The organism is Collinsella aerofaciens, from assembly GCF_015670795.1.
Classification (GTDB): domain Bacteria; phylum Actinomycetota; class Coriobacteriia; order Coriobacteriales; family Coriobacteriaceae; genus Collinsella; species Collinsella aerofaciens_Q.
On the sequence record NZ_JADPCJ010000004.1, the window covers coordinates 61,867 to 84,452 of the forward strand.

At 60.2% G+C, this 22,586-nt stretch carries 24 protein-coding genes; 16 read left to right on the forward strand and 8 right to left on the reverse strand.

Going from position 1 to position 22,586, the window contains the following annotated elements; all coding sequences use genetic code 11:
• Nucleotides 1-191 precede the first annotated feature (191 nt).
• The 6 genes from I4W09_RS10510 to I4W09_RS02640 all read left to right on the forward strand — a co-directional run bounded on the left by I4W09_RS10510 (nucleotide 192) and on the right by I4W09_RS02640 (nucleotide 4,579).
• Nucleotides 192-320 (forward strand): hypothetical protein, encoded by a 129-nt coding sequence (locus I4W09_RS10510; RefSeq protein ID WP_268865631.1) that lies wholly within the window; start codon nucleotides 192-194, stop codon nucleotides 318-320.
• A gap of 611 nt (nucleotides 321-931) precedes the next feature.
• A complete protein-coding gene (locus I4W09_RS02620) occupies nucleotides 932-1,201 on the forward strand; it encodes an ECs_2282 family putative zinc-binding protein (RefSeq protein WP_196031589.1) in 270 nt (89 codons plus the stop codon).
• On the forward strand, nucleotides 1,198-1,689 hold the full coding sequence (locus I4W09_RS02625) for a hypothetical protein (RefSeq protein ID WP_196031592.1): 492 nt from the start codon (nucleotides 1,198-1,200) through the stop codon (nucleotides 1,687-1,689). Before I4W09_RS02620 ends, I4W09_RS02625 begins: the two co-directional genes overlap by 4 nt.
• Before the next feature lie 170 nt (nucleotides 1,690-1,859).
• Nucleotides 1,860-2,000 (forward strand): hypothetical protein, encoded by a 141-nt coding sequence (locus tag I4W09_RS02630; RefSeq protein WP_196031594.1) that lies wholly within the window; start codon nucleotides 1,860-1,862, stop codon nucleotides 1,998-2,000.
• A 318-nt stretch (nucleotides 2,001-2,318) separates the two neighbouring features.
• Nucleotides 2,319-4,142, forward strand: coding sequence for a GmrSD restriction endonuclease domain-containing protein (locus tag I4W09_RS02635; RefSeq protein WP_196031596.1), 1,824 nt, complete (start codon nucleotides 2,319-2,321; stop codon nucleotides 4,140-4,142).
• 92 nt (nucleotides 4,143-4,234) lie between these two features.
• Entirely contained in the window at nucleotides 4,235-4,579 is a 345-nt protein-coding gene (locus tag I4W09_RS02640; protein ID WP_196031598.1) for a hypothetical protein, read from the forward strand.
• Nucleotides 4,580-4,931: 352 nt separating this feature from the next.
• On the opposite strand, the gene I4W09_RS02645 is transcribed toward I4W09_RS02640, so the two are convergent.
• Entirely contained in the window at nucleotides 4,932-6,182 is a 1,251-nt protein-coding gene (locus tag I4W09_RS02645) for a hypothetical protein (RefSeq protein WP_196031600.1), read from the reverse strand.
• A 251-nt stretch (nucleotides 6,183-6,433) separates the two neighbouring features.
• Between I4W09_RS02645 and I4W09_RS02650 the strand changes: the two genes are divergently transcribed.
• The 9 genes from I4W09_RS02650 (at nucleotide 6,434) to I4W09_RS02690 (ending at nucleotide 14,141) form a co-directional block, all read left to right on the forward strand.
• Entirely contained in the window at nucleotides 6,434-6,616 is a 183-nt protein-coding gene (locus tag I4W09_RS02650) for a hypothetical protein (RefSeq protein WP_196031601.1), read from the forward strand.
• 1 nt (nucleotide 6,617) lies between these two features.
• A complete protein-coding gene (locus I4W09_RS02655; RefSeq protein WP_196031603.1) occupies nucleotides 6,618-7,850 on the forward strand; it encodes a VapE domain-containing protein in 1,233 nt (410 codons plus the stop codon).
• Nucleotides 7,851-8,257: 407 nt separating this feature from the next.
• Nucleotides 8,258-8,467: a hypothetical protein gene (locus I4W09_RS02660; RefSeq protein ID WP_196031606.1), complete on the forward strand. Its 210-nt coding sequence runs from the start codon at nucleotides 8,258-8,260 to the stop codon at nucleotides 8,465-8,467.
• Nucleotides 8,457-9,518 carry a site-specific integrase gene (locus I4W09_RS02665; protein WP_196031608.1) on the forward strand — a complete coding sequence of 354 codons (1,062 nt, stop codon included), beginning with the start codon at nucleotides 8,457-8,459 and terminating at the stop codon, nucleotides 9,516-9,518. Before I4W09_RS02660 ends, I4W09_RS02665 begins: the two co-directional genes overlap by 11 nt.
• Complete coding sequence (locus tag I4W09_RS02670; protein WP_196031610.1) at nucleotides 9,511-9,939, forward strand: plasmid mobilization protein; 429 nt, start codon at nucleotides 9,511-9,513, stop codon at nucleotides 9,937-9,939. The genes I4W09_RS02665 and I4W09_RS02670 overlap by 8 nt, the downstream gene beginning before the upstream one ends.
• The gene (locus tag I4W09_RS02675; protein WP_196031612.1) at nucleotides 9,932-10,411 is read left to right on the forward strand and encodes a hypothetical protein; all 480 of its coding nucleotides are present in this window, start codon (nucleotides 9,932-9,934) and stop codon (nucleotides 10,409-10,411) included. The genes I4W09_RS02670 and I4W09_RS02675 overlap by 8 nt, the downstream gene beginning before the upstream one ends.
• Nucleotides 10,404-10,859, forward strand: coding sequence for a hypothetical protein (locus I4W09_RS02680; RefSeq protein ID WP_196031614.1), 456 nt, complete (start codon nucleotides 10,404-10,406; stop codon nucleotides 10,857-10,859). Before I4W09_RS02675 ends, I4W09_RS02680 begins: the two co-directional genes overlap by 8 nt.
• On the forward strand, nucleotides 10,846-12,204 hold the full coding sequence (locus I4W09_RS02685) for a hypothetical protein (RefSeq protein WP_196031615.1): 1,359 nt from the start codon (nucleotides 10,846-10,848) through the stop codon (nucleotides 12,202-12,204). Before I4W09_RS02680 ends, I4W09_RS02685 begins: the two co-directional genes overlap by 14 nt.
• On the forward strand, nucleotides 12,201-14,141 hold the full coding sequence (locus I4W09_RS02690) for a type IV secretory system conjugative DNA transfer family protein (RefSeq protein WP_196031617.1): 1,941 nt from the start codon (nucleotides 12,201-12,203) through the stop codon (nucleotides 14,139-14,141). Before I4W09_RS02685 ends, I4W09_RS02690 begins: the two co-directional genes overlap by 4 nt.
• 272 nt (nucleotides 14,142-14,413) lie before the next feature.
• On the opposite strand, the gene I4W09_RS02695 is transcribed toward I4W09_RS02690, so the two are convergent.
• Complete coding sequence (locus I4W09_RS02695; RefSeq protein WP_195503672.1) at nucleotides 14,414-14,644, reverse strand: helix-turn-helix domain-containing protein; 231 nt, start codon at nucleotides 14,642-14,644, stop codon at nucleotides 14,414-14,416.
• 199 nt (nucleotides 14,645-14,843) lie between these two features.
• Here I4W09_RS02695 and I4W09_RS02700 point away from each other — a divergent pair, with 199 nt between their 5' ends.
• Complete coding sequence (locus I4W09_RS02700; protein WP_196031618.1) at nucleotides 14,844-16,025, forward strand: hypothetical protein; 1,182 nt, start codon at nucleotides 14,844-14,846, stop codon at nucleotides 16,023-16,025.
• A 226-nt stretch (nucleotides 16,026-16,251) separates the two neighbouring features.
• On the opposite strand, the gene I4W09_RS02705 is transcribed toward I4W09_RS02700, so the two are convergent.
• The 6 genes from I4W09_RS02705 to I4W09_RS02725 form a co-directional block, all read right to left on the reverse strand.
• Entirely contained in the window at nucleotides 16,252-16,545 is a 294-nt protein-coding gene (locus I4W09_RS02705; RefSeq protein WP_196031619.1) for a hypothetical protein, read from the reverse strand.
• Nucleotides 16,546-16,549: 4 nt separating this feature from the next.
• Complete coding sequence (locus I4W09_RS02710) at nucleotides 16,550-16,849, reverse strand: DUF2958 domain-containing protein (protein ID WP_196031620.1); 300 nt, start codon at nucleotides 16,847-16,849, stop codon at nucleotides 16,550-16,552.
• A gap of 389 nt (nucleotides 16,850-17,238) precedes the next feature.
• Nucleotides 17,239-20,148 (reverse strand): DEAD/DEAH box helicase, encoded by a 2,910-nt coding sequence (locus I4W09_RS02715; RefSeq protein WP_196031621.1) that lies wholly within the window; start codon nucleotides 20,146-20,148, stop codon nucleotides 17,239-17,241.
• Nucleotides 20,149-20,150: 2 nt separating this feature from the next.
• Nucleotides 20,151-21,011 (reverse strand): DNA methyltransferase, encoded by an 861-nt coding sequence (locus I4W09_RS10360; RefSeq protein ID WP_230318636.1) that lies wholly within the window; start codon nucleotides 21,009-21,011, stop codon nucleotides 20,151-20,153.
• Between the two features lie 295 nt (nucleotides 21,012-21,306).
• Nucleotides 21,307-22,284 carry a DNA methyltransferase gene (locus tag I4W09_RS10365; RefSeq protein ID WP_230318637.1) on the reverse strand — a complete coding sequence of 326 codons (978 nt, stop codon included), beginning with the start codon at nucleotides 22,282-22,284 and terminating at the stop codon, nucleotides 21,307-21,309.
• Nucleotides 22,284-22,451 carry a hypothetical protein gene (locus I4W09_RS02725; protein WP_158553195.1) on the reverse strand — a complete coding sequence of 56 codons (168 nt, stop codon included), beginning with the start codon at nucleotides 22,449-22,451 and terminating at the stop codon, nucleotides 22,284-22,286. The genes I4W09_RS10365 and I4W09_RS02725 overlap by 1 nt, the downstream gene beginning before the upstream one ends.
• Between the last annotated feature and the right edge of the window lie 135 nt (nucleotides 22,452-22,586).

Consider the following 22,586-nt stretch of genomic DNA (forward strand, 5'->3'; position numbering starts at 1 on the left):
GCGCCGCGGAGCTCACCGACCAACGGGCGAGGCGTTCGGGCACCGTCAGCCGCAAAATGCAGCACTCGGAACCAGGCCACCTTGAAGCCCGGTCCAAACGGTGGCAGAATAAGCCTGCCGAAAGGCGGAAGCCCTAGGTGTCAGATTGGCGAGGTACGTACCTCGCCATTTCCTTTTTCTGGAGATTAATCTTGCCGGGCCGCTTGAACCTCTATATCAACGAATCCGGGGGCCAGGACCTCTCCGAGGGCCTCTACCTCGTCGCGGTCGTGCTGCACGACATCCTAGACTCCGTTCTTGCCCGGAACGTTACCGACTAACGCGCCGGGACTTCAGGCAGTCCTACCTGAAGCAGCTCGCGAGGAAACGGCTCTCCTAGCAGAGCGGCGCGGACGCGCCCGGCGGGTCGCGCAGGGTGCCGGACCGCGCTCGCCGACGAAGCGGCTCGCCTCTTTCGGGAAAGACCCCGAGATACAGTAACGCCGGGGAAAAGCGCCCCGGCACCTGGAGGCCGTCCTATCGGAATCGCTGGGTTTGCTAGAATAGCCTCAGATGTCAAAACCCATGGGCTTCATGGGCGGGATTGCGAGCGCGATTCTGCCCTATTTTTATCGTCAACCTGCTGTTCGTAGACCCGCCCAGATGCACCGAGCGCTACCACCTGGAGCAGGAGCGCGCCTTCAACGAGTAGCTCGAGCGCGAGCGGACGCACGCGGAGGAGTCCGCCGAGCTCGACGAGGTACGGCGCAAGCGGGACATGATGCGGCAGCGCAACTCTCGCCTGTGCAGGAAGTACGGGCTGAAGGGACGGCGGGAGCGGAAGGGTTGAGCTCTTGCGTGTCGGCCATGCTCGCCTCCAATCTCACGCCTTGTCAGCGGTAAAATTGCACATATTGGAATACCGGCCAACTGAACTGTATTGAGGTGATTCATGGACGACTTATCTGTGCAGGTGCCACTTTCATGCCCCACGTGTGGCTGCACTGAGTTCTCCGAGGTATCTGGCCAAGATCAGGACTCGGCTGATGAGCGACGTTTCATCTGCGCGCATTGTGGAGTGGCAATCTCCAGAGATCAGCTTACTGAAGCGAACTCGGCATCAATCGACGCGACAATCCAGGATATGGGCGACGACATCATTTCGGCGCTTTCGAAGGATTTGAAGAAGGCGCTGAAGCGAAAGGGCTGGAAGGTCAAATGACTGGAGATTCGCAATTAATCACCTTTGCCCCCATCGTCATATCGGCGCTCAGCCTTATCCTCGCCGTCGTTTCTTTCGTTTTGAACTACAGGCTGAGCCTGCATGACAAGAAGCGAGGCGAGCAGCTTGAGAATCTGCAGCTCAAACTTCATGAGTTGCAGCTTCAGAGAGAGGAAGAAACCGCAGAGAGAAGATCATCCTCCAAGGTGGAAGCCCGCTACGTCCGTATTGGATTAAAAGGGCACCGCATACGAGTTTCGAACACGGGTGGCACCACCGTAACCAATGTTACCTGTGAGTATGACGAGAATGCCGGACCCTATGCTTTCATACAGGATAAAGAGCCTTACGAGCGGCTCGAACCTGGCGAGAGCTTCGATGAAACCATCTTCTTTGCCGACGGCTCTACCAGCAAATTCACGGTCAAGACGCGCTGGATCGGGGAAGATGGCAAAGAACGCAGCAGGGATAACATCGTCTCTGTTTAGCCAGTTGGCGCGTTAGGAAGCGGGAGCGTCGCTAGGCGATAGAATATGGGGGAAGGCGGAGCACGCCCCGACGGAAACGACGGGACACGGCTCCGCCTTTTCCATGCCTTTGTGACGTGCCGCGAGAATCCACCGTGAGAGAACTGACGAGTTTCACGGGGGTGATACGCATGGCAAGGCGTCCGAAGCTGACGCAGGAGATGGCTGACGAGGCGATCTGCCGCAAGGCGGACGGCCTTTCCAACGGCGACATCGTCTGCGCCCTGGGGATCCACGAACCGCCGCGAAGGGCAGACGGCGCAGCCGGCTGACCTGAGCCGGGAGCAACACGCAGGCGGAGCTGGCTGGCCCGAACCGCGGAGCAATACACAGCCGGAGCGGCGGGCATGGCCGTGAGTGACGCTCTCCGCGCAGGGCGGGGCGGTTTCCGAGCCGTGCGCGCAACAGAGCGGAGGCGGGTGGGCTGCGGGCGACCTTCGACGGGCAGCGGGTGGTGGTGGGATGTGGCACCTCGTAGCTGCACCGCTCTTCTCGTCGTGTTCTCAATATAGGCTACGCATTGTAAAATAAGAGTTTACAGGCAATTGTAATACACCGGTATCACTCCCATTTACCTCGAAGGAGCCTATATGGCTATAGCGGCGCCCAAATCATATGACACCTCGCTCGGCGAGCTTCTCGAAGGGGTTGGCAAGGGGACGCATCAGCTCCCGGAGTTCCAGCGTAGCTGGACGTGGGATGACGGGCGCATCAGGAACATCATCGCGAGCTTAACGCAGGGGTATCCGATGGGAGCCCTCATGAGGCTCGAGTGCGGCGGCAGCGAGGTGAGGCTGAAGTACCGCGCCTTCGAGGGAACGCACGGCATCTCCCGCGAGCCCAACTACCTCGTTCTCGACGGCCAGCAGCGTCTCACCTCGCTCTACTGCTCGCTTTTCGGGAAAGACCCCGTCAGCACCTCGAACGAGCGCGGCCAGAAGCTCAGCCGCTTCTACTACCTCAACATGCGCAGGTGCCTCGATCCGGAGGAAGACCGCGAGGATGCGATTGCCTCCATATCGGACAAGCGCGTCGTCACCGAGGACATCGGCCGCAAGATCGTCCTCGACCTCACGAGCCGCGAGCGCGAAATCGAGGAGCTCATGTTTCCCGCCAATCTCGTTTTCGACTCCCAGGGGCGTGACGACTGGTTTACAGAGTTCATTGAACACTATGGTCTCAAGTCCGAAGAGTACGCCCTTTGGAAGGATTTCAAAGAGAATGTCCTCAGGACGATGGAGGACTACAAGATTCCGGTCATCACCTTGGACAAGACGACGCCCCGTGAGGCGGTCTGCAAGGTCTTCGAGAACGTGAACACGGGAGGTGTCTCTCTTACCGTGTTCGAGCTCGTGACGGCTGCCTTCGCCACCTATGACTTCGACCTGCGTGGGAATTGGAACAAGGTCGTGCGCCCGCGTATTTGCGCCGAAAGCAAGGACATCAGAACGGATCTCATGCAGGGCGTCGACGAGACCACGTTTCTGACCTCCATGACGCTCTACACGACGTATCGCGCGAAGCGCGCCGGCACCAAGGGCAGCACCAGCTGCAAGAAGAAGGACGTTCTGGCGCTGCGCTACGAGGACTACGTCGCCAACCTGGACGCGCTGTTGGACGGGTTCGACATGGCGCGCGATTTGCTCATCGGCGAGTGCGTCTTCCGCATGCGCGACCTTCCCTATACGACGCAGCTCATCCCTCTCGCGGCCACCTGCGCCTACATCGGGCGCAAGGCGTTCGACCGGCAGCCCGTGAAGGCAATCCTCCGCCGGTGGCTGTGGTGCGGGATCTTCGGGGAGATGTACGGTGGCGCCAACGAGACGCGTTACGCCAACGACATCGAGGACCTGGTTGCGGCGATAGAGGGCGCCGACTCGCAGATGCGCACCGTGAACGCCGCCTACTTCCAGTCCACGCGCCTGCTGGGCCTTCAGACCAGAAACAGCGCCGCCTATAAGGGGGTCATGGCCCTCGTGTTCCGCGAGAACTGCCTCGATTTCGTCGACGGCGCACCAATGACCACGGTGAAGTCGATGGACACCCCGCCGGACATCCACCACATCTTCCCGCGTGCGTACTGTGAGAGGACGGGGCTCGAACGGACGAAGTGGAACTCCATCGTGAACAAGACCCCGCTCATCGCGCGCACTAACCGGGAGATCGGGGGTGTTGCCCCTTCGAAGTACCTGCCGAAGATCATGAAGGATGAGCAGATCGACGGTGATGAGCTCCGTAGGCGTGTTGAGTCGCACCTCATCGACTACGACGCCCTCGCCGCCGATGACTTCGACGCGTTCTTCCTAGATCGCGCGAAGAGGCTCCTCGACGTCATCGAGCAGGCAATGGGCAAGGAGGTGCCCGACCGGGCATCTGACGAAACAGTAGCGGCGTTCGGTCACGTCCTGAACTGACCGTAGCGCATGCCCCGCAGGAGCAGGAGGGCGATGCGCTACGTGCCCTCGATACCACAAGCCCATCTTATTCGAATCAAGGAGTCGCCGCGATGGAACCTCATAACGTTGCAAAGTACGCTCGCAAGCTGAGGCTTGCGATCGAGGAACGTGGTGCCGCCGCACTCGAGCGCGACGACTGGGCGGCGCGCTTCCAGGAGTTTGGCTTCGAGATGGATTGCGGTCACTCGTATGAAGAGCTTTACGGGCTCGCCTTGCATGATGCACAGGGCCTCAGGCGCGAGCTTGCGCACATCGACGATGTACAGACGCTCGGCAACGCGGTCTTCTCGCAGTGCCGGTACATTACGCATTGGTCGATGGGGCCTTGCGAGCGAGAGCTCGACTGGCTGGAAATCGCGCTTGGGCGTCTCGAGGAGCTCGCCCACGACGCATAGTCGTCGACCGGCTCGCGGGACGGTATCGGCACCAGGCTGCTTCACGTTTGCGCACCACTCATCGAGTAGCCATAGGCTGCTTTGGTAAAATCGGAGAAGCTACCAAGACTGGCTTTTAACTGGAGATCGTTCGTCTATTTCCTCTGTGAGAAAGGGCTCCGTCCGAATCGAACGAAACCCTTTCTTGACCTGCGGAAATGTCAGTTTTTGGAAGATGGTGTTGAGAAGTGTCAGACCCCGAAAATCACTCCCACTCGATAACGAGAACCGCAGGTAAACGCCCTGCCTGAAAATGCTCATTGGTATCTAGCAGCGTAAACCAAAAGAGCTGGCGATACTCATTTGATACTCGCTAACACTCCAGGGCGTTTTGCAGCCAAGGCTCGGGTCCACCCTTGGCCGAATACTGGACTCGGCAGGAATCGCGGCACCAAATCTTAGTGCGGCCCTTTTTCGGCCTTAGGAAGACGTTGCCGCAATTCTTGCAGACAGCAAGCTCGTTGCCACCCGGGAAGAACACCTCATTCCATAGAGCCGTGATCAGGGAGTCCACCTTGATCTTCGCGATCCCTCGCCTATCGAACAAGGCTTCGTCGTCTACCGCCGGATTCATCCAACCCCACATCATCTGCCGAACGAACCGCATCGCGATCTCACGGGGCTCTTCCCCTTTGTTGAAGCAGACACAGAGGTAATTCTGCTTGACGTTCTTGCCCTCGGCGTAATTGGTCGCGACGGGAGCTGAAAGGTAGTTAACAGAATGTCCGTGCTTCAGCGCCGTTGACCAACCTCCGCCATCGAGCCTGGACATGAGAAGGGGCGCTTGATAGGTCGGCGAGAGAATAAGGTCCCTTACGTCGAATGCGAGAGTGTCAGTGTTCCTCGCAAAATACGTGTTGAACGAGCACAAGCGGCGATACTGCGCATCATATTCATCAAAACAAGCGTAGCTGTTGGCGATCTTAGCGAAAGCGCCCCTCGAAAGACTATCCAAAGTGAAACCGGCAGCCTTCAGCGGATCATCGCTCAAGACGGAGGCGTCTCCTCCTTCAATCTCAGGAGGGTTAATCACGAAACCCAGCACCCTCGCGGCGATGACAATGTTGTTGCGCAGATCCATCCAATCTTGGAGGGGCTCGATGGACACCTCGTCGCAATCGCCGAACTCCTCGAGTTGCTCAAGGAATCCGTTCTTCGTCGCATCGTAGCCCTCGCAGAGGCGGCGAAGTGCGCTCTTGTTGATTACGTCGTTGCCGACTAGTTCGAGATATGCCTCATCCACAAGCCGTTCATGATCCATGCCGACGAGCTCGCCGCTTTTGAACGCTTCCTTTATGTCGGAGACTCCCCGGACTCTCTCCTCCTCTTCACCGAGTTCGAAGAAGCTCTTGGCGCTCGGCTGGCCAAACTTGTCACGGGACATAACGCCAAGCGCGTCAATTGCAGACATAAGCTGGTCGAAGTTGCGAGCAAGTACGAAGTCATTGAAGACCTTGGGCGTGACGTTTGCCGGATTGACTTTTAGCTCGTTGTTGGAATAGGCGCGGAGCACGACGTGCTGCCCACCGGCACTCCTCCTGGCAATCGCAGTCTTACTCTTCACCGCATCCTCCAATCGCTTCTGTGTACATGAGTGTACAGAGCATTTCGAATCACTGCAAATATTTACGTAATTTTACAGTATCGGTGAGAGAAACTAGCGCTTCATATCCGCGTGATGTACTATTCCGTTTTAGAGCCTGTCTATTGTTAATTTTCGGAATTAGGTTTAGCTGGCTCGCATAAAGAAGGACGGCATAGCTTTTGCAGGGCCGCCGTCCAAAGAGCCCACTTCCAAATGGAAAGGAACCGGATATGGATTTTAGCACCATGAGCAAGGCTCAGAGGCAGACCTTGTTGCGCGAGCATGACCTTGAGGCGCCGCTGAGCCCTGAGGGTCTTGCATGCCGTCCCCTCTCACTCGAGCTCCGTCTCGAGGGAATCGAGGTCCGTCTGGCCGAGACTACCAGCGATAACACCTCGAAGGAGGTGAGCTAGTATGGGCGAGGAAGATCTCGACATCCCCACCGTTCGCGGCGCAAAGCGTCGCGACCCGAGCATCTCGGAGGCGCGCCATGCCCTTGAGGAGCTTGGCCTCAACGCCGCGTACGACGAGATGTGCACGGCTACCGTTGTCACCGGTCCTCTCCCCTGGGACCCCAACGCAAAGAGTCGCAATTGGAACGAGCTCGATGATGCGCAGCTCATCTCGCTGCTCGAGGACCGTATCGGCCTTCGAAGCGAGAAAACGCTCGGCAACGCGATGACGATCTACACGCGCGAGCGCTCCTTCAACCCGCTGACAGATGAGCTCGATAACCTGGTATGGGATGGCAAGAAGCGCGCCGGCAGTCTGCTCTGCAAGTGCCTGGGCGCACAAGATTGCGACTACACGCGCGCCGCCGAGACCGTATACCTGTGCGGTTCGGTCATGCGCGCATATCACCCGGGGTCAAAGTTCGACTACGTCCTCACCCTCGTCGGCGCGGGCGGTCTCGGCAAGTCTACGTTTGTCCGTAAGGCAGCTCTTCACGACGCGTATTTCACCGACTGCATCGGCGACCTCGGAAACGTCAAGACGACCGGGGAGGGTCTCAGCGGCAAATGGCAGGCGGAGCTTCCCGAGCTCAGCGGCATGAACGGCCACTCGCTCGAGTCGGTAAAGGCCGGCATCACCCGCGCCAGCGACACCTACAGGCAGGCCTACGGCAAGCGCGCCCACGACCACCCGCGCGTCACTGTTTTCGTAGCCACGACGAACACCATCGGATTCCTGAGGGAGAAGAGCTCCGGCGCCCGTCGCTTCCTCCCCGTCCTCTGCGGCATCGGCGAGATCAAGATGTCGGTCCACTCCCCCGAGTTCGCCTATGAGATCGCGCAGGTCTGGGCCGAGGTCGTCGGTTGGATGAAGCAGGGGGACCCTCGTTTCGGCTGCGCGCTCAGCGCCGAAATGGAGGCGGAGGCCATGCACCAGCGCGAGGGCTTCCTCGAGGAAGACCCGCGGGTAGATGCCATCAACGCCTACTTGGCCGATAACCGTGACCATCCCGTCTGCTCGCTTGAGATCGCCGAAAAGGTGCTCATGAGAGACCCGGACGTCAAACTGTGCCGGGAGATCTGCGGCATTCTCAACAACGAATGCCCGGGCTGGAAGTTCGCCAAGAAGATCATCTGTGGCAGCTATGGCAAGCAGCGAGCTTGGCGCTACACGCCTCCCAACACTGAGAAGTAGGGCCTCTGTAGGGCCGGTGCCATAGGGCATCGGCCCTTTTCTTTTCCTTTGCGAACAGGATCTTCCCAGCACGGTGCCGATGGTGCCGATTCTCACCCCAAAAGCACATCATAAGCGCACCTCGCCGATATTTACCGTCCTTGCGCCCGCCCCCTTCCCGACATTTATCGGCCCCATCGGCACCCAAAGCAAAACAGGCAGATCAGGAGCACGTGAGCCTCCATGGGGCCGCATAAACCGGCAACTCGATGGGCACCCGTGATTCACGCAGGGTTCCGGTTTTCCCATAACTACGTTTCCACCAATTGCATTTCGTAATTTACGGTATTTCTGTTGTCAAACCATAACGCTAAGCGTAAAATACGTTTCAATGCCATCCAATACGTAATATTGAAAGGAGTTAGACAATGACCAGCCGTTATTTGGGAGCAGTTGAGGTCGCCGAGCTGACGGGCATGAGCAAATCTTATGCATTCAAGTTGATCCAAAGACTGAACTCGGAGCTGAGGGATCAGGGGGTCATCACTATTCCCGGCAAGGTGGAGACCGCGTACTTCAATCGCCGTATGTGCTCCGCCTCCCGCCCCGACATCGGTGGTGGCTCCCATGTCCATTAGCCGGGATGAAAAGCTTGGCACGTACACCGTGCAGGTCTGGTATAGGGACGCCCTCGGCGAACGCCGCAAGAAGACCCATCGCGGCCACAAGACCAAAGCCGACGCGCGCCGGTGGGAAGCGGATTTCCTCGCCTCGTGCGAGGGGCGCCTAGAGATGAGGTTCGATGACTTCATCATGACGTACTACCGGGATATGGGTCCCCGGTTGAAGCCCGGCACCAAGCTCACCAAGGAGGCGATCATAGGCAAGTACCTACTCCCCTACTTCGGGGAGATGCGCATGTGCGACATAGTTCCCGCCGATATCGTGCGTTGGGAAAACCAGCTGCTCGCACGCGATTTGTCGGACACCTATCTTCACACCGTCTGCAACCAACTCTCCGCGGTATTCAACCACGCAGTCCGCTTCTACCGCCTGCCCTCCAACCCGATGCTCGTCACGGGAAAGGTGGGCAGCAAGAAGCCGACGACCGAGATGTCCTTCTGGACCGCCGACGAGTTCGAGACCTTCATCGAGGCACTGGCAAATAAGCCCGAATCCTACCACGCCTTCATGCTCCTTTACTGGACCGGCATCCGCGAGGGCGAGCTCCTCGCCCTGAGGCCGATGGACTTTGATTTCGAGCGCGGCCTGCTCATGGTCCGCCGTTCCTACTCCCGCATCAAGGGGAAGGACGTCATCGGGACGCCCAAGACCAGGAAATCGAGACGGGATGTCCTCATGCCCGACTTCCTCCGCGACGAGATGGAGGACTATCTATCGACCCTGCCCGACCTCGAGTTCGAAGACCGCATCTTCACGATGACGAAGCACAAGCTCGCCGCGGAGATGAAACGCGGGTGCGCCTCGACCGGCATCAAGCGCATCCGCATCCACGACCTCCGCCACTCGCACGTCAGCCTCCTGATCAACCTGGGATTCTCGGCGAACGCCATCGCCGACCGCATGGGGCATGAGTCGGCGGAGATCACGGAGAACTACTCCCACCTGTTCCCCTCGACCCAGAGGAACCTAGTTGACGCCCTGAATGAGGTGGGCAGGCATGAGTAGGCCAATCGTGGACCACAAGGGAAGGCGCCGCTGCAAGACGGTCGCCTTCCGTATCTCCCCCGAAGAGGCCGAGCAACTCGACCTCATGGTCGCCCTGAGCGGCCTCCCGAAGCAGGAATACATCACAAAATGCCTCCTCGAATCCAACTTCACGGTGAGCGCGACGGTGAGGATGAGGAAGGCCCTGAAGGAGCAGGTCGGCCCCATCGTCGCCGAGCTGAGGCGCATCAGGAGCCCCGCCGAGATGCCCGATGAACTCCTCGAGTCCCTCGAGACGCTCTCCTCGTTCGCTGGTTCCTTCGCTCCCGAAGAATCGCCCGTGGAAGCCCAAGACATGCTCATCAAGAACCTCTGCCGCCCGAAAGAAATCGGACGCACCGACGGAAAACAGCCCAAGGAAAAGGAGAACCCCGATGATTAAGGACACCTTCACCCGCAAGCCCGCGAACAGTTGCCAGGAAACTATCGTCGACATCCTGCGCGAGGAAGCGGCGCTCGCGGGGAGCGAGAGCCATAAGAGCATGCCCCTCCCCCTCATCGAGCTCGCCGCCAAACATGGCAAGGGACTAGTCGTCGACCCCGAGAAGCTGATCCGCTTCCACGCGCTCGACTGCTGGAACTCCGTGGGAAACAAGCTCGCCGCAACACCAGGAGCCCGAAGCGACGAGGCCCGTTTCCTCGAGGGAAGCCTTGCCGCGGCAGGCTGCGGCGTCTACGTCGATTCGTTCTTCGACGTCGTCCTCGACAACTGGAGCGCGCTGGGAAGCTACACATACACGTTCCGCGCGCTCGCCGATATCGTGGAGATGGGCGTTGGCTGGCCCGACGACCATGTCTCCCGCACCGAGCTGGAATGCTGTCTTAACGAAATCATCGGGGGCCTCGATGAGTAAGAGCGCCAAGGTCATGAGTCTTCGGCTCTCCCCTGACGACTACCGCCGCCTGCACGCCTACGGCGTCTCAAAGGGCTTGACCGACAGCGCAGCCGCCCGCGAGCTCATCGCCGCTGGGCTCGCCTCCGACGGCCTGGCGCTCTACTCCACTGAGCTCGGAACCTATCTGCGCGGCGTCATGCAGCCGCTACTCGAGCAGCTCGACCACACGCTCGACGAACGCAACGCCGAGCAGGAGGACCGCATCGCGCGCGTCGTGCACCGTGCTACGCGCGCCTCTATCGTCGCGGCAATCGCGGCAGTCGAGGTCGAAAAGGGCACGTTCGAGGGCCTGGATGGCGTGAGCGCCTCGGACATCTACGCCGCTTACGACAAGCAAGCCGGCCTCATGCAGCGCGGCATGACGCTCTCAGAGGCGAGGGGGCGCCTTTCTGATGGCAAGTCGTAGCAGCCTCGTCGTGAACGCCCGCGTGCACCTCCCCGGGTCGCGCGGGCGTTCCGCCGTCATCACCAACAACATCGAATACGTCGCCACGCGCGAGGGAGCCGACAAGTCAGCCACCGTCGACGACCTCAGGCGCTCCGAGCTCGCTGAGAAGATGGGGCTCGTCGGCTACTACGCCGAGAGGCCCGGATCGACCGCGCTCTTCGACCAGAACGGGGCCGTCCCGCTCCGCACGGCCCGCAGGGAGCTCGAAAAGGCTGACGGCGCGATTGCTACCGTTGTGCTCAGCGTCCGCAGGGACGAGGCATGTGAGCTCGACCTCGCGTGCAAGGAGGACTGGCAGCGCTTCTGCCGCCGAAACCTCGCGCCGGCGCTTGCCGAGGCAATGGGCATCCCCGAGTCCAGCGTCCGTTGGGTAGCCGCCGAGCACGAAAACCACCCGAATTCCAAGCACGCGCACGTTATTGCGTGGTCGTCCGATGGCTCGTTCGATTCACTCATGGCCCGCAACAGGCTCGACCGGGCTAGAAACGCGCTCACCGACGCGGCCCTGGCCCCGGCGCTCGCGGCCGAGTATGAGGCCCGCGACCTCGCGAGGTCACGGGCGGTCGACGCCGTCCGCCAAATCCCCGCCGACGAGATTGGCGTCACGCTGCCTGCGGACGGCCGAATCTCCTACGCGCACCTCCGCCGCTGGCACCCAGATGTCGCCAAGGCCGTTGATGTCGCAATCGCGGAAGCAGGGTCGAGGCATCCTGAAATCAAAGGGGCGAGCGCCGCTTACAGCAAGTCCGTGGAGCGTTGCGCCGGCCTCAAAGGCCTCGAAAGCGTTGCGCGGGACCGCTACGTGAACGACGCCATGCAGGAGCTACGCGCGCGCCAGGGCAACGCCCTGCTGAGGATCATCGCACCCGACCGGACAACAGACCCCGAAAGGAAACTGATGAGGTCCGCAAGGCCGGACGACGGGCCCGCAACGGAGCGCAAGCGCATGAAACCGCTCGTCGGCGAGGTCCGCGCCTGCATCACCGGTGAAGATCTGGAGGGGGCGCGAGAAGCGGTCCGCGAGCTCAGGCCTATCCCGGAGAGGTGTCTCCGGTCATGTCCGTCCTACGCGCTTTCTATGGCAAAAGCCCCGGTTGCCGTGAGCAGAGCCCTTACCAAAGCGCTCGCGTTCGCAACGGAGAACCCCAGAAGCAAGAAGGACCCGTCAGATGAGGTCGGCCAGAAAGCCGAGCGCGCGCTCGCAAGGGCGCTCGCAGCCGCTGCATCGGCCGCGATCAGGGGCGATACGGCGGGCATCGTACTCGACCCCGCGAAAACCATAGTGAAGGGAATGATTCTATGAGCAAGCAGAAGAGCTTCAACGTCGACGAGGGCGCGCATTTCAAGCGCTGTGTCGCCGCCGGCACGGCCGCCGGGACCGCGATAGCGCTCGTCCTACTGCCGGCAGCATGGCACTGGCTGAAAGCATGGGTCACCGGCATCGCCGCGACGCTCACAAGCTTCGGGACGGCCGCAGCACCCGAACTCCCCGATACCATGTTCCAAAACCCACTCGAAGTCCTGCCGGAGCTGATCCAGGACGACGCCTTCCTCGTGGGATGCGTGGCGACCCTCGCCATCTCCACGATAGCAGGCGTCTGGAGCCACTTCGACTGGTCGCGCTGGCTCCACGACGGTACTTGGGTCGGTGGGCGCCGCGCGCCGGGCGCGCCCATCCACGGCGACGCGAGGCTCATCTCGGCACACGGCGAGCTTAAGCGCAAGAGCAAATCGTGGCAGGAGGGCGAAAGACCCTCGGGTGGCACACTGGTCGTGGGCGAGATCGGGAAGAGCGTCAGGCTCATCGACTCGGTCCACGCTTGCATCCTTGCCGAAAGTGGCGAGGGCAAAAGCCGTCGAGTCGCCATTTTGTCAGCCTTGGCTAACTTCGAGCAAGGCCGTTCCCTCATCATCAACGACATAAAAGGGGAGCTCCGCGCCTTTCTCGAGCCGACGTTTGAAAAGGCCGGCACGCATCGCATCGTCGACGTGATGTTCGATTCGCCCGCCTCTTCGGCGCGGTTCGACCCGCTCGAGAGGGCGAAGGAAGCCTTTAATGCGGAGGGAACCGGCGGCTGCACCCGCGAGCTGCGGGAAGTCGCGCGCTGCATAGTGCCCGCACCGTCGAAGGGACAGCCGTTCTTTTATGACGGGGCCCGGAACCTGTTCGTCGGCATCGCCCTCGCCCTCATCGAGGGTCCGTCCATCCCCAATGAGGAAAAGACCGTCATGTCCGTCGCCGCGGCGATCTCGCCCTCGGGCGAGAAGGGAGCGCTCGAGCGCGTCGCCGCCCTGGCGGCATCTCTGCCTTCAGGTGACCCCGCACTCCCCTTTCTCGGAGGCCTCAACGGCGAGCACGGAGGCGGCCCGGGCATCGTCTCGACCCTCAGCAATTGCCTGACCGAATACATCGACGGCAACGTGGCGAGAATGCTGCACGACGACGAGTGCGAACTCGGCGGCATCGGTGAGGAGCCCACTGTGGTCTTCGTCTCGTCCTCCTCAGCAACCGGAAACTATAAGCGGCTCGTGCAGACGTTCGTTTCCCAGGCGCTCTCGGCGCTGCGCTCCTGCGCCGGCGCCCACGCCGGCCGCTGTCCCGTAGAGACCGTCCTTCTCCTCGACGAGGCCGCGTCCCTCGGCCGCAACGAACGCATCGTCCAGGACCTCGGTGAGATGAGGTCAGAGAGGATCAGCGTCCTGTGGTTCTGTCAGTCGCTCCTGGCACTCCAGTCAGTTTCCGGCTACAGCCGCGAGGAAGCCGAGACAATACTCGACCTTCTCAAGGACAAGGTCGTTCTCTCCTGCTCCAACCTCGACACCGCGCGCAAGCTCTCGGAGTCGATGGGCTCCTACACGGCGGTCGCTCAGTCCACGAGCCGAACGAGGGGAACGAACACCGGCTCGACGGGCACGAGCGAGGGACTCGTCCGCAGGCCGCTCATCACGCCCGACGAGCTCCAGCGTTGGACTGGCCGCGAGACGGGAGCCCTCGTGATCCACGACGGCGTACCTATGGCCTTCCCCAGCAGGGACGTCACCGAGACCTTCGTCGGGCCCATGCTCGGGATGACGTCCCCCGAGGCCGAACGGGCACTTATGGAGCAATCGACCGCTCGCCGCGAAATCAGGAACGAGACGGTGCCGAAGGTTTGGCAGGGCCCGACCGACCCCGGCGGCGCGGCGACAGCGCCGACGAAGCCGAAAACGGTCGCAGGATACGTTCCCGAGGGCTTCTAGTCGCGTAATCGCCCATATCCAGCGGAAACGACTCGATCAACTACACTTCCGCACCCGCGTACTACACGCGGGTGCGGAAGTTTTTCGTTTTAGGTGCAAGCATCTACCTGCGCCTTCGAACTCGGCTCGCCGAGTTGCGCCGCTTGCCTCCGGCGAAACGTAGTGGAGCCTTATCCTGCACCGCCGCTTCGTGGCGGAAAACCGAATCCAAAATGACGCGTAGCATTCGAACCACAGCGCCGAAAAAATGACGTCAGAAGCCGGCAGCCGAACTATCCATCGAACAGGTCTGAATCGAAAAACTCTCTCAGGGAAACGCCGAGCCCGCCTGCGATGCGCTCGATATTCTCGATTGAGACGTTGCGCTTGCCGGTCTCGACTTCGGCGAAGTAGGTGCGCGACATCTCGATGGAGTACGCGAAGGCCTCCTGGCTCAGGCCGAGCCCGGCCCTTAGCTCCTTGATGCGGAGCCCCACGCGCATCTTGGGGTCCAGCTGAGTCATCGACACCTCCCGTCCTTCGGTGTCAATGATTCAAGCCAACCCTATATAAGTCACACCTATATAAGTGACAATTTGAAATACAATGCAAATATTGAAGTATCGCAATCAGGAAGGAGCCATGGTGGTTACGGAGATTCCGAAGGTGACGGACGATATGGTCTCCGGGGATGCAGTGGAAAAGGAAGAGGGGAAACCTTTCATGCTCTTCGGGCGCGAGTTCTCCCGCAAGCAGGTCTGCGCGGCTGGTGCAGGAATCCTCTGTGCGGCGCTCCTCATTGGCGGCGGTGGGTATGTCATCACACATGCCGGGTGGACGGGTAAAGCGAATGTCCCTGCGGTGTTTCAGAAGACGGGCGATGAGAAGCAGGACATGGCGCTCTTCCTTGAGGTAAAGGCCGAGGGATGGGGTGCCGACACGTCCACGCCCGTCATCGCGCATATCGAGGGCGCGGACGGGGAGGTGGACTTCTACACCGCCATCGCCGCGAACAAGAAGGTGAGCGTCACGGTCGGTGAGTCCGGTATCTACAACGTCTCACTCATCCCTCCGGTGAACGCCGACGGATCCACCTACAAGGCCGCGTCCAGTGAGGTCGCTGCCGTGAAGACCGATGGGAAGACGGACAGCACTGTCATCACCCTTGAGAAGGTGGATGCGGACAAGGTGACGAAGGATGACCTGACAGCTATTGCCAAGGACGTTGCAGCAGCCGTGAAGAAGGGCGATTCCACCCTGACCGGAGACAAGGGCGCGGCGGTCGCGAAGAAGTTCGAGGACAACATCAAGAAGAACCCGAACGCCGACGCGGATGCCGTCGAGAAGGAGAGCGAAAAGGCGCAGGAGACGGCCAAGGAGGACAAGTCTGACGCGAAGACCCCGGAGACCTCCGACAACAAGAAGAACGATTCCGGTTCCAAGAACGATAGCGGAAACAACGGCTCTGGAAATAAGTCGGACAGCAAGCCGAGCGGAAGCAACAATAGCAACTCCGGTAGCTCCTCGAAGAAGGATGAAACCTCGACACATGTTCATAAGTATGATATCTACCATCCGGCGGTGACCCATACGGAGACCGTGCATCATCCGGCGGTGACTCATACGGAGACCGTGCATCATCCGGCGGTGACTCATACGGAGTCTCGTTCAATCTGTAATGGATGCGGTGCGGATATTACGGGTAACGAGCGGAGTCATTTAGAGACCGCAGCCTTGGCAGGAAACTATGCATGTGGGTCATGGCATAGTGAGCCGCGTACCGTGACGGATTCCGCAGCATGGGATGAAACGGTCACCGTGACGGATTCCAAGGCGTGGGATGAAACGGTCACCGTGACGGATTCGCCTGCGTACTACACCTGCTCCTGCGGTGCCACGAAGTAGCGGAAGCCGCCGAATTCTAGGCCGTAGCGGTCAGGCATCAGATTGAGATCTAATGATGCCACCCGGGCGCACGAGTCTCAGTATCCTCCATGTTCCCGAGTCACCTTAGCCAAGGTTCCAAGGGGCACCGCCCCTTGGCGCGCAGGGGTTCGGGGATGGCGCGAGGCATCCCCGGAAAAGCTGGCGCGGGCATGCCGATGGCATGCCCGCGTTCTCCGTATGCGCCTCACCCCTCTCCGGCAACGTACACGGTCCGGCCGCTCTCGCAGTCAATGCTCTCCACGTCGCCGAATCCGATGCGGACGGCAGCCCATCCGCCCCCGTCCTCCACCAAGGCATCGGCCTCGTCGCGTGCGTCCGAGACGAGTCGCCCGAGTTCGGGCGACCCCTCCGGAGCAGTACCCACCTCGAACGCCCCGCCCTCGCCGCCCGACTCAAACTCGACGACGACAGTCAGCGCGACGGCTCCGCCCGGGGACTTGCCGAATCTGCCCACGGCGCCAACCTCGTCCATCTCCATGGAGCTACCTCCCCTTGACGGCGCTAAGCGGCTTCGGCTCGAAGTGCTCGTCGCGCTCGACGGCGGCGAACCCCATCTGGCGGTTCAGCTCGGCCATCTCCTTGATGCTGAAGTAGCCGAGCTCGTCGTCGTAGCCCTCGACGAGGCCGAACGCCTCGTCCGTCCCATCGAACTCGAGCAGCCACCAGTCCCATCCGCTCACGCACGAGAAGTAGTGGACGTATACCGTGGGGTCTTCCGCGCCGTCTTGCTCATAGAGCCTCGGCAGCCCCTCCGCAATCTCCCTCGTCATCAGCTCCTGCATGTCTTCCTCCGTTTCCGGGCACGCTGCCCTGAACATCTCGCCCTTGCGGGCAAAGCCGAATGGCGACGCCGCGCGTCGTCGTCGGCTTTGCTCCCTGCAAAGCCGCACCGGAGCGAAGACGGGTCAAGGGAGTCCATGACGACCTCCACCAACCGGAGCGGAGCGGAGGTTTGTGCGGGGTCTCATGGGCCCCTTGACGCGGCGTAGCGGAGGTGCCACCCACGTAACGGATACGAGGTCATGACCGGCGAATGCCACCGAAACGCTTGAAATCATTGGTCAAGACTGAAGAGAGGCGGCCGCCCCTAACGGACGGCCGCCTTAGCGAGCCTTACTAATTCGGTTCTTGTATATGATCCGAGACGCCCGCCAGGCAAATCCCGACAATCCTAGTGATAGTCGTTTGCGAAGGAGCCGTAGAAGAGCGCCTTACAGTCGACATCGCTGTAGCCCATCACGGCATCCTGCACATCGGATCGCAAGAGGTTGAGCACCTTGTACACGCCCTCGCCCATATCCCCGACGAAGAGTACCTGCTTGAACACATCGGGATAATCGCGCAGATAGGTCACATAGCCCCTAAGCTTTGCTAGCGTGTCGCCGAGGAACTCGCCATGAGGGTCAACGATGGACGGCCTGATGACGCCCGCTGCATCCTTCACGAAGAAGAGGAAGTCTGGATGCAGGGCCTTGCGTCCCACCGAAGACATGTACGGAATCGAAAACGCCTTAGCAGACATGCTGCCCGACGGATTGCGATAGAAGGCAACCGTGCGATTCTTTGCCAATTCGTTCCTAACGATATAGTCTTCCGCCGGGTTCAGGTCGAGCGGGCAGAGGCCGTCCTCTTTCTGCACGATATGGCACGGATATTTAGCGAAATCGTCCGACGTGCTGGTAGACGTGGGCCACTCTATCTTTGCGAGGCGCTTGCCCTCAGTTTCACGGGCCAGCTCGTCGTAGCGCTGCTTTGCCGCGTCGTTAAGGTAGTCATAATCGCCAGATCCATCGACCTTATCGAAGTATTCCTTTCGGCATTGAGCCGCCCAGCCCTCGAGCGCATCAACGATGGCCTGCGTGCGCACCGCTGCGGCAAGGCGCAGGTCGCACTCGGGCCGCCCAAGCTCCTTGAAGTTGGCGCGACGATACTCATTCGCAAACTCCTTAGTGAAATGCATGTCGGCGTCGCGGGCGGCCTTTCTGAGGCCCTCGGCGTCCGTGCGGGCCTCCTCCTGCTCCTGGTCCTCGGTCTCGTTGAGCTTGTCGAGCGCGATCTTGACGGTCTCGGCAACCTCTACGTCGTGTTTGGCTTCGCGGTACTCGTCCTCGTTAGCAACGATGTATCCCTTGAGCTTCTGGACGAACTGTTTTTTCACGTCGGCCGCGGCATTGACATCGAGGCCAGTCTCGACAAGCAGAGTCGCCGTCTTAACCAGGCTCTGGAATTCGTTCCTGGCCTTTTTCGGAATGCGCTGCACGGGGATGGAATCGAAGGCTGTGCGGATGCCCTGCCACTCCTGATGCGTGAAAGACTGCTCGCGCTTGGTGGGCGGCTTGGGCTTTGCCATGGGCACGGGTATTACGACCGAGACGGGCTGGGTCGGCTCGGTCTGTGCGGAACTTGGCTCAGGTGTCGCAGGTTGCTGCGGGGCAGACCCTGCAACGTAGTTGCCCGTTGCGGGCTGAGACGCCAGCTCCGCTTCTGGCGCCGGGACGTCGACGGACCTGACCGCCGAGGCAAGCGAGGGCTGCGCTCCCTGCATGTCCAACGGCTCCTGAATCGCGATGCCGGCAAGCGGCGCCTGGTAGCCGGGTTGTGCCTGCCGCGCCGCCTCGATGGCTTTCTCGTTCTCCTCGTACGCCTTGAGCTCCTGTTGGTAGTCGGCTTCGGACTTGGGCGCAGCCGCCGTGATAGTCACGGGGTTGAGAACGATGTTCTGCTTGCCGATGGAGCTCTCGCCCATGTCGTCCTTGCGGCCCATGAGGTAGTCGACCACGTCCTGAGTGCTCTCGGGATTGAACTGGGGCAGGTAGCAGGCGACGGAGTTCAAAAGATCATCGGATTCAATGCGCCGCGCAAGTGGAGTGCGTACCATACGTCCCACGAGCTGTGCGATATAGGTCGAGTCCGAACGCCTGCGCTGCGAGAAGATGACCTCCGCTCGCGGGCAGTCCCATCCGTTGGAGACAGCCTCCTTGGCAAAGAGCACGCGAATGCGCGAGGCGTCCTGAACGAACTCGGGTTCGACATAGGGAATGAGGTATTTTCCCGCCGCGATGTCCTTATGCTCGCCGAAGACGTTGGCGAACGACATCGCCTCGGAAAGGCCGGGGACCAGGCTCGTGATCTGGTCGCACATCTCAGCCAGGGCCGAGCTGCTCACGTTGTCCGCCGCTTGGATGAGCAGCAGCGGGTTGACGGGGCTCTCGCCCTCACGGGCACAGTACTCGCTCCACTCGCGGCAGGCCAAGGCATAGCGCTCGCACGCCATAGTGAGGTACTGGTGCTCGACAGGGTCGTCCTTCTCTGGCACGCGCAACTCGATGATGTCCTTGAGCAGACCTGACTCCTGAACCTCGCGAGGGGTCACAGCGACCTTTGGCATACGCACGCGATCGGCGCGCTGGTCCATGGCCGCCTCGAACCTCTGCGGCGTGGCAGAGACCCCGACGACGATGGGCATCGCTGCACGGCCGTCGAGCCCATCAATGAGGCTGGCGTAGATCGTCGCGGTGCCGCGCTCGCTCGAGGCATTGGCCCCCAGACCGCGATGGGCCTCGTCTATGAACAGATAGAGGTTACGCTCCGGGTCCCTGATGGTGCGGTCAAGGATGTCCCAGAACACGCGGCCGGAGTTGGCCTCACTACCCTTGGTGAGCAGGCCGTTCTTACTGAGTAGGTCCTTACTGAGGAAATAGACGTGGCGCGGTTCGAGAATGTCGTGCGCGGCTCCGAAGTCGTTGGTAATTGTGACCAGGTGGCGCCTGTCAAGGATGCTGTCTGCTAGCTTGTCCGCCACGTTTGAGAAACGCACGCTCGTCTGCTCGTTCAGGCTCGGGGAATCCGAGAGCCAAAGAACGACGGCATTCTCGTCGGGCATGAGGCTCAGATCGTCGTCTCCGAAGAAGAGCGCTTCGATCGTCGCTGCGCACATGACCGTTTTGCCCGACCCCGTGGGAGATGCGAGGCATATCGAGGACAGCTCGCCGTCCTGCTCGTAGCGTCGGCGCATCGACTGCAACTTGTTCGCCAGGGTCGCGACCGCACCGGCTTGGAAATCCTTAAGTTCGACTCTCATGTTTACCTCACCGCATCCTCGGCGGCAATCTTGAACGATTGCAGGTAGTTCTCGTACAGGCGGACGACGTCGAGCCCAGGCAGTTGTGCCTTGACGGAGGCGTATCGAGCCGTGTCGTCCGTGATCACATAGGCGCACCCTATGCTGGCATTCTGCTTGACGGCGTCTATGAAAGCACCGACCGAAGCAAAGTCGAAAAGGACGGCGTAGGCGTCGGCCATGGCAAAGCCCGGCTGCTCGTGCTTGATGATGCTGCCACGCGAACCAGCGCGCAGCCAGAGCAGGGGCGCAATCTCCTCGAAGGCCACGCCCAGCTCGACGGCGTCTGGGTCTTCGTAGGTGAGGTCAAAGAAGACGGCGTTTTCCTCGAAGCCGTCGGCCATGGGGAACTCGTCGGTGAACTTGTAGTCACCCTTGATGGAATCGCCCTCGGGCGTCTTGCCCGTGATGGCCGCCGTGACGCGAGGTTTGGTAACGTACTGGCAGATGCCCAGTGCCTCCCATTCGGGGTCGCCCTGACGAAGACCGCGCTTGGTGAGCTTTTTGGATTCGTCCTCGGAGACCTCGTTATTCGTTATGCTGATGGAGCGCCTGCGCCCGCCGTCCTGATGGTTCAAGCGCATGACGGCATGTGCCGTGGTGCCCGATCCTGAGAAGAAATCGACTACAAGGGCGTCGGGCTTGTCGGCAACAACGGAAGCGATTGAGAGCTCGGTCGCATAAAGGGACTTTGGAAATGTGAAGTGCCTATCGCCGATGAACTTTTTGATATATCGGCTCCCGTATTCACCGGCAGAGAACTGCGTGCCACTCCAAACAGTTGTTGGAATGGCAGAGCGCTCTCCCTGCTCTTCGAGAAGCAAGGACCCATCCTCAGCCTTGCCGATGAGTTTAATTTCTCCATTCTTGAGACGCTCCTCTTGGGAATCTCCTAGGTAAAGGAGGGAGTACCGATCACTCTTTTTGTTGTACTCACCTACTTTTGCGCACCCGCGATCAAGCTTGGCCTGTAGAGCATTCTGGGAGATCCTCCAAGTCGCCTCTCGGCCATCGGTCCTAATAGGCCAAACTGCCCTGAGACCCGTTTTTGTCGGTATCTTTGTCCAGTCTTGTTCAAGGGGGAGAGAAGCGCCGAGCTCCTTAATGGTCGCGGTCTCCTCATCGATATAGATGGGATAGAAGAGGTTCGGCCTTGCGGTGCGAGCGGCATTGGGACCGCCCCTCAGCAGCCGCTTTTTCCTCAAGTTCTCCGAACTCAACGGAATAGAGTCTGCGGTCCACTTGGCACGGCGCGGCGGTGCCAAAAAAGCAAAAGACAGCGTACTCGTCAGCTCTCTTGAACTGGTTGCCGCGGGCAACCCCGTTCTTGTTTATGGTGATTGAAACCGTCTGGATACCGGTCGCGTTGGGAAAAACGCTCTCTAAAAGAAGCTCAAGCCTTGCGTACTCCTTCTCGTCGATCGTCACGATGAGTACGGAATCGTTGGGGTTGAGCAGCTGCTTGGCGAGCTTGAGGCGGCGCTCCATGAAGGCAAGCCACTTGGAGTGGCGATAGGCGTCGGAGCCGTCGACGTAATCGTTGTTGTATTTCCAGTCGCGGGCGCCAGTGTTATAGGGTGGGTCAATATATATGCAGTCCACTTTGCCTGCATAGGCAAAGGCCAAGGTTTCAAGAGCATGGTAGTTTTCGCCGTTAATGACTACTTGATAGGGCTTATCGCCAGCGCGCTCGACACGCCCAGTCTCTTTGAGGCCAGCATAAATCGGCTGGTCATATTCAGCAACAGGCACGACATCGTCGACAGCGACGGAGCGGGGCTCACATTCGTTTTCGTCATATGAGGGCGATTGATATGGCTTTAGATCAGCAACCCCCCCCCGAACGGCATTTACCAACCATAGCAGTTGGGAGCTAGAGTCCTCTTTTTTACCACGCTCGGGAAGCACCTGTACGACATCGCCCTCCATGATAGGTTTGCCATAAAGGCGAAGTCGCTCTGGACGGTTGTGTTCAAATACAAGCCCAAACTGGCGCTGCGCAGCAAAGGCGCGGATGTCGGCAGCGAGCTGACGATCGCCCAGCTTGACAGCGCGATCAACAAGGTTCTGAACGACCGCTTGCGCCGTCTGAGACATCACTTCTCCCCCTTGCACTTCTCGTCAATCCATTCGCGCAGGACTTTAGCCACCGTCTTATCCTGGCGCGCGGCATAGGACTTAAGAGCCCGCTTATCCTCGCGGGTTATCGAGAGCGTGAACTTATCTAGCTCCCTTTCGGCATGAACAGCCTGATCTTCCTCCATGATCGCCCCTCCGAATTGACCTGTTCTACGTTCCTTAATTGACCGAAATCATTTTACTTCAGAATACGTAATTACGTAATTACGTATGCCAATTTGAGCCATGCATCACTCAATCACTAGTCAGTATTCGTTGAC

Excerpts from the sequence above, each read along its gene's own strand:
- I4W09_RS02630 (WP_196031594.1), top strand. The coding sequence starts at position 1,860 with ATGGCAAGGCGTCCGAAGCTGACGCAGGAGATGGCTGACGAGGCGATC.
- I4W09_RS02690 (WP_196031617.1), top strand. The coding sequence starts at position 12,201 with ATGAGCAAGCAGAAGAGCTTCAACGTCGACGAGGGCGCGCATTTCAAG.
- I4W09_RS02725 (WP_158553195.1), bottom strand. The coding sequence starts at position 22,451 with ATGGAGGAAGATCAGGCTGTTCATGCCGAAAGGGAGCTAGATAAGTTC.
- I4W09_RS02695 (WP_195503672.1), bottom strand. The coding sequence starts at position 14,644 with ATGACTCAGCTGGACCCCAAGATGCGCGTGGGGCTCCGCATCAAGGAG.
- I4W09_RS02670 (WP_196031610.1), top strand. The coding sequence starts at position 9,511 with ATGAGTAGGCCAATCGTGGACCACAAGGGAAGGCGCCGCTGCAAGACG.
- I4W09_RS02665 (WP_196031608.1), top strand. The coding sequence starts at position 8,457 with ATGTCCATTAGCCGGGATGAAAAGCTTGGCACGTACACCGTGCAGGTC.
- I4W09_RS02625 (WP_196031592.1), top strand. The coding sequence starts at position 1,198 with ATGACTGGAGATTCGCAATTAATCACCTTTGCCCCCATCGTCATATCG.
- I4W09_RS02680 (WP_196031614.1), top strand. The coding sequence starts at position 10,404 with ATGAGTAAGAGCGCCAAGGTCATGAGTCTTCGGCTCTCCCCTGACGAC.
- I4W09_RS02710 (WP_196031620.1), bottom strand. The coding sequence starts at position 16,849 with ATGCAGGAGCTGATGACGAGGGAGATTGCGGAGGGGCTGCCGAGGCTC.
- I4W09_RS02650 (WP_196031601.1), top strand. The coding sequence starts at position 6,434 with ATGGATTTTAGCACCATGAGCAAGGCTCAGAGGCAGACCTTGTTGCGC.
- I4W09_RS02620 (WP_196031589.1), top strand. The coding sequence starts at position 932 with ATGGACGACTTATCTGTGCAGGTGCCACTTTCATGCCCCACGTGTGGC.
- I4W09_RS02675 (WP_196031612.1), top strand. The coding sequence starts at position 9,932 with ATGATTAAGGACACCTTCACCCGCAAGCCCGCGAACAGTTGCCAGGAA.
- I4W09_RS02635 (WP_196031596.1), top strand. The coding sequence starts at position 2,319 with ATGGCTATAGCGGCGCCCAAATCATATGACACCTCGCTCGGCGAGCTT.
- I4W09_RS02660 (WP_196031606.1), top strand. The coding sequence starts at position 8,258 with ATGACCAGCCGTTATTTGGGAGCAGTTGAGGTCGCCGAGCTGACGGGC.
- I4W09_RS02685 (WP_196031615.1), top strand. The coding sequence starts at position 10,846 with ATGGCAAGTCGTAGCAGCCTCGTCGTGAACGCCCGCGTGCACCTCCCC.
- I4W09_RS02700 (WP_196031618.1), top strand. The coding sequence starts at position 14,844 with ATGCTCTTCGGGCGCGAGTTCTCCCGCAAGCAGGTCTGCGCGGCTGGT.
- I4W09_RS02655 (WP_196031603.1), top strand. The coding sequence starts at position 6,618 with ATGGGCGAGGAAGATCTCGACATCCCCACCGTTCGCGGCGCAAAGCGT.
- I4W09_RS02715 (WP_196031621.1), bottom strand. The coding sequence starts at position 20,148 with ATGAGAGTCGAACTTAAGGATTTCCAAGCCGGTGCGGTCGCGACCCTG.
- I4W09_RS02640 (WP_196031598.1), top strand. The coding sequence starts at position 4,235 with ATGGAACCTCATAACGTTGCAAAGTACGCTCGCAAGCTGAGGCTTGCG.
- I4W09_RS02705 (WP_196031619.1), bottom strand. The coding sequence starts at position 16,545 with ATGGAGATGGACGAGGTTGGCGCCGTGGGCAGATTCGGCAAGTCCCCG.
- I4W09_RS10365 (WP_230318637.1), bottom strand. The coding sequence starts at position 22,284 with ATGTCTCAGACGGCGCAAGCGGTCGTTCAGAACCTTGTTGATCGCGCT.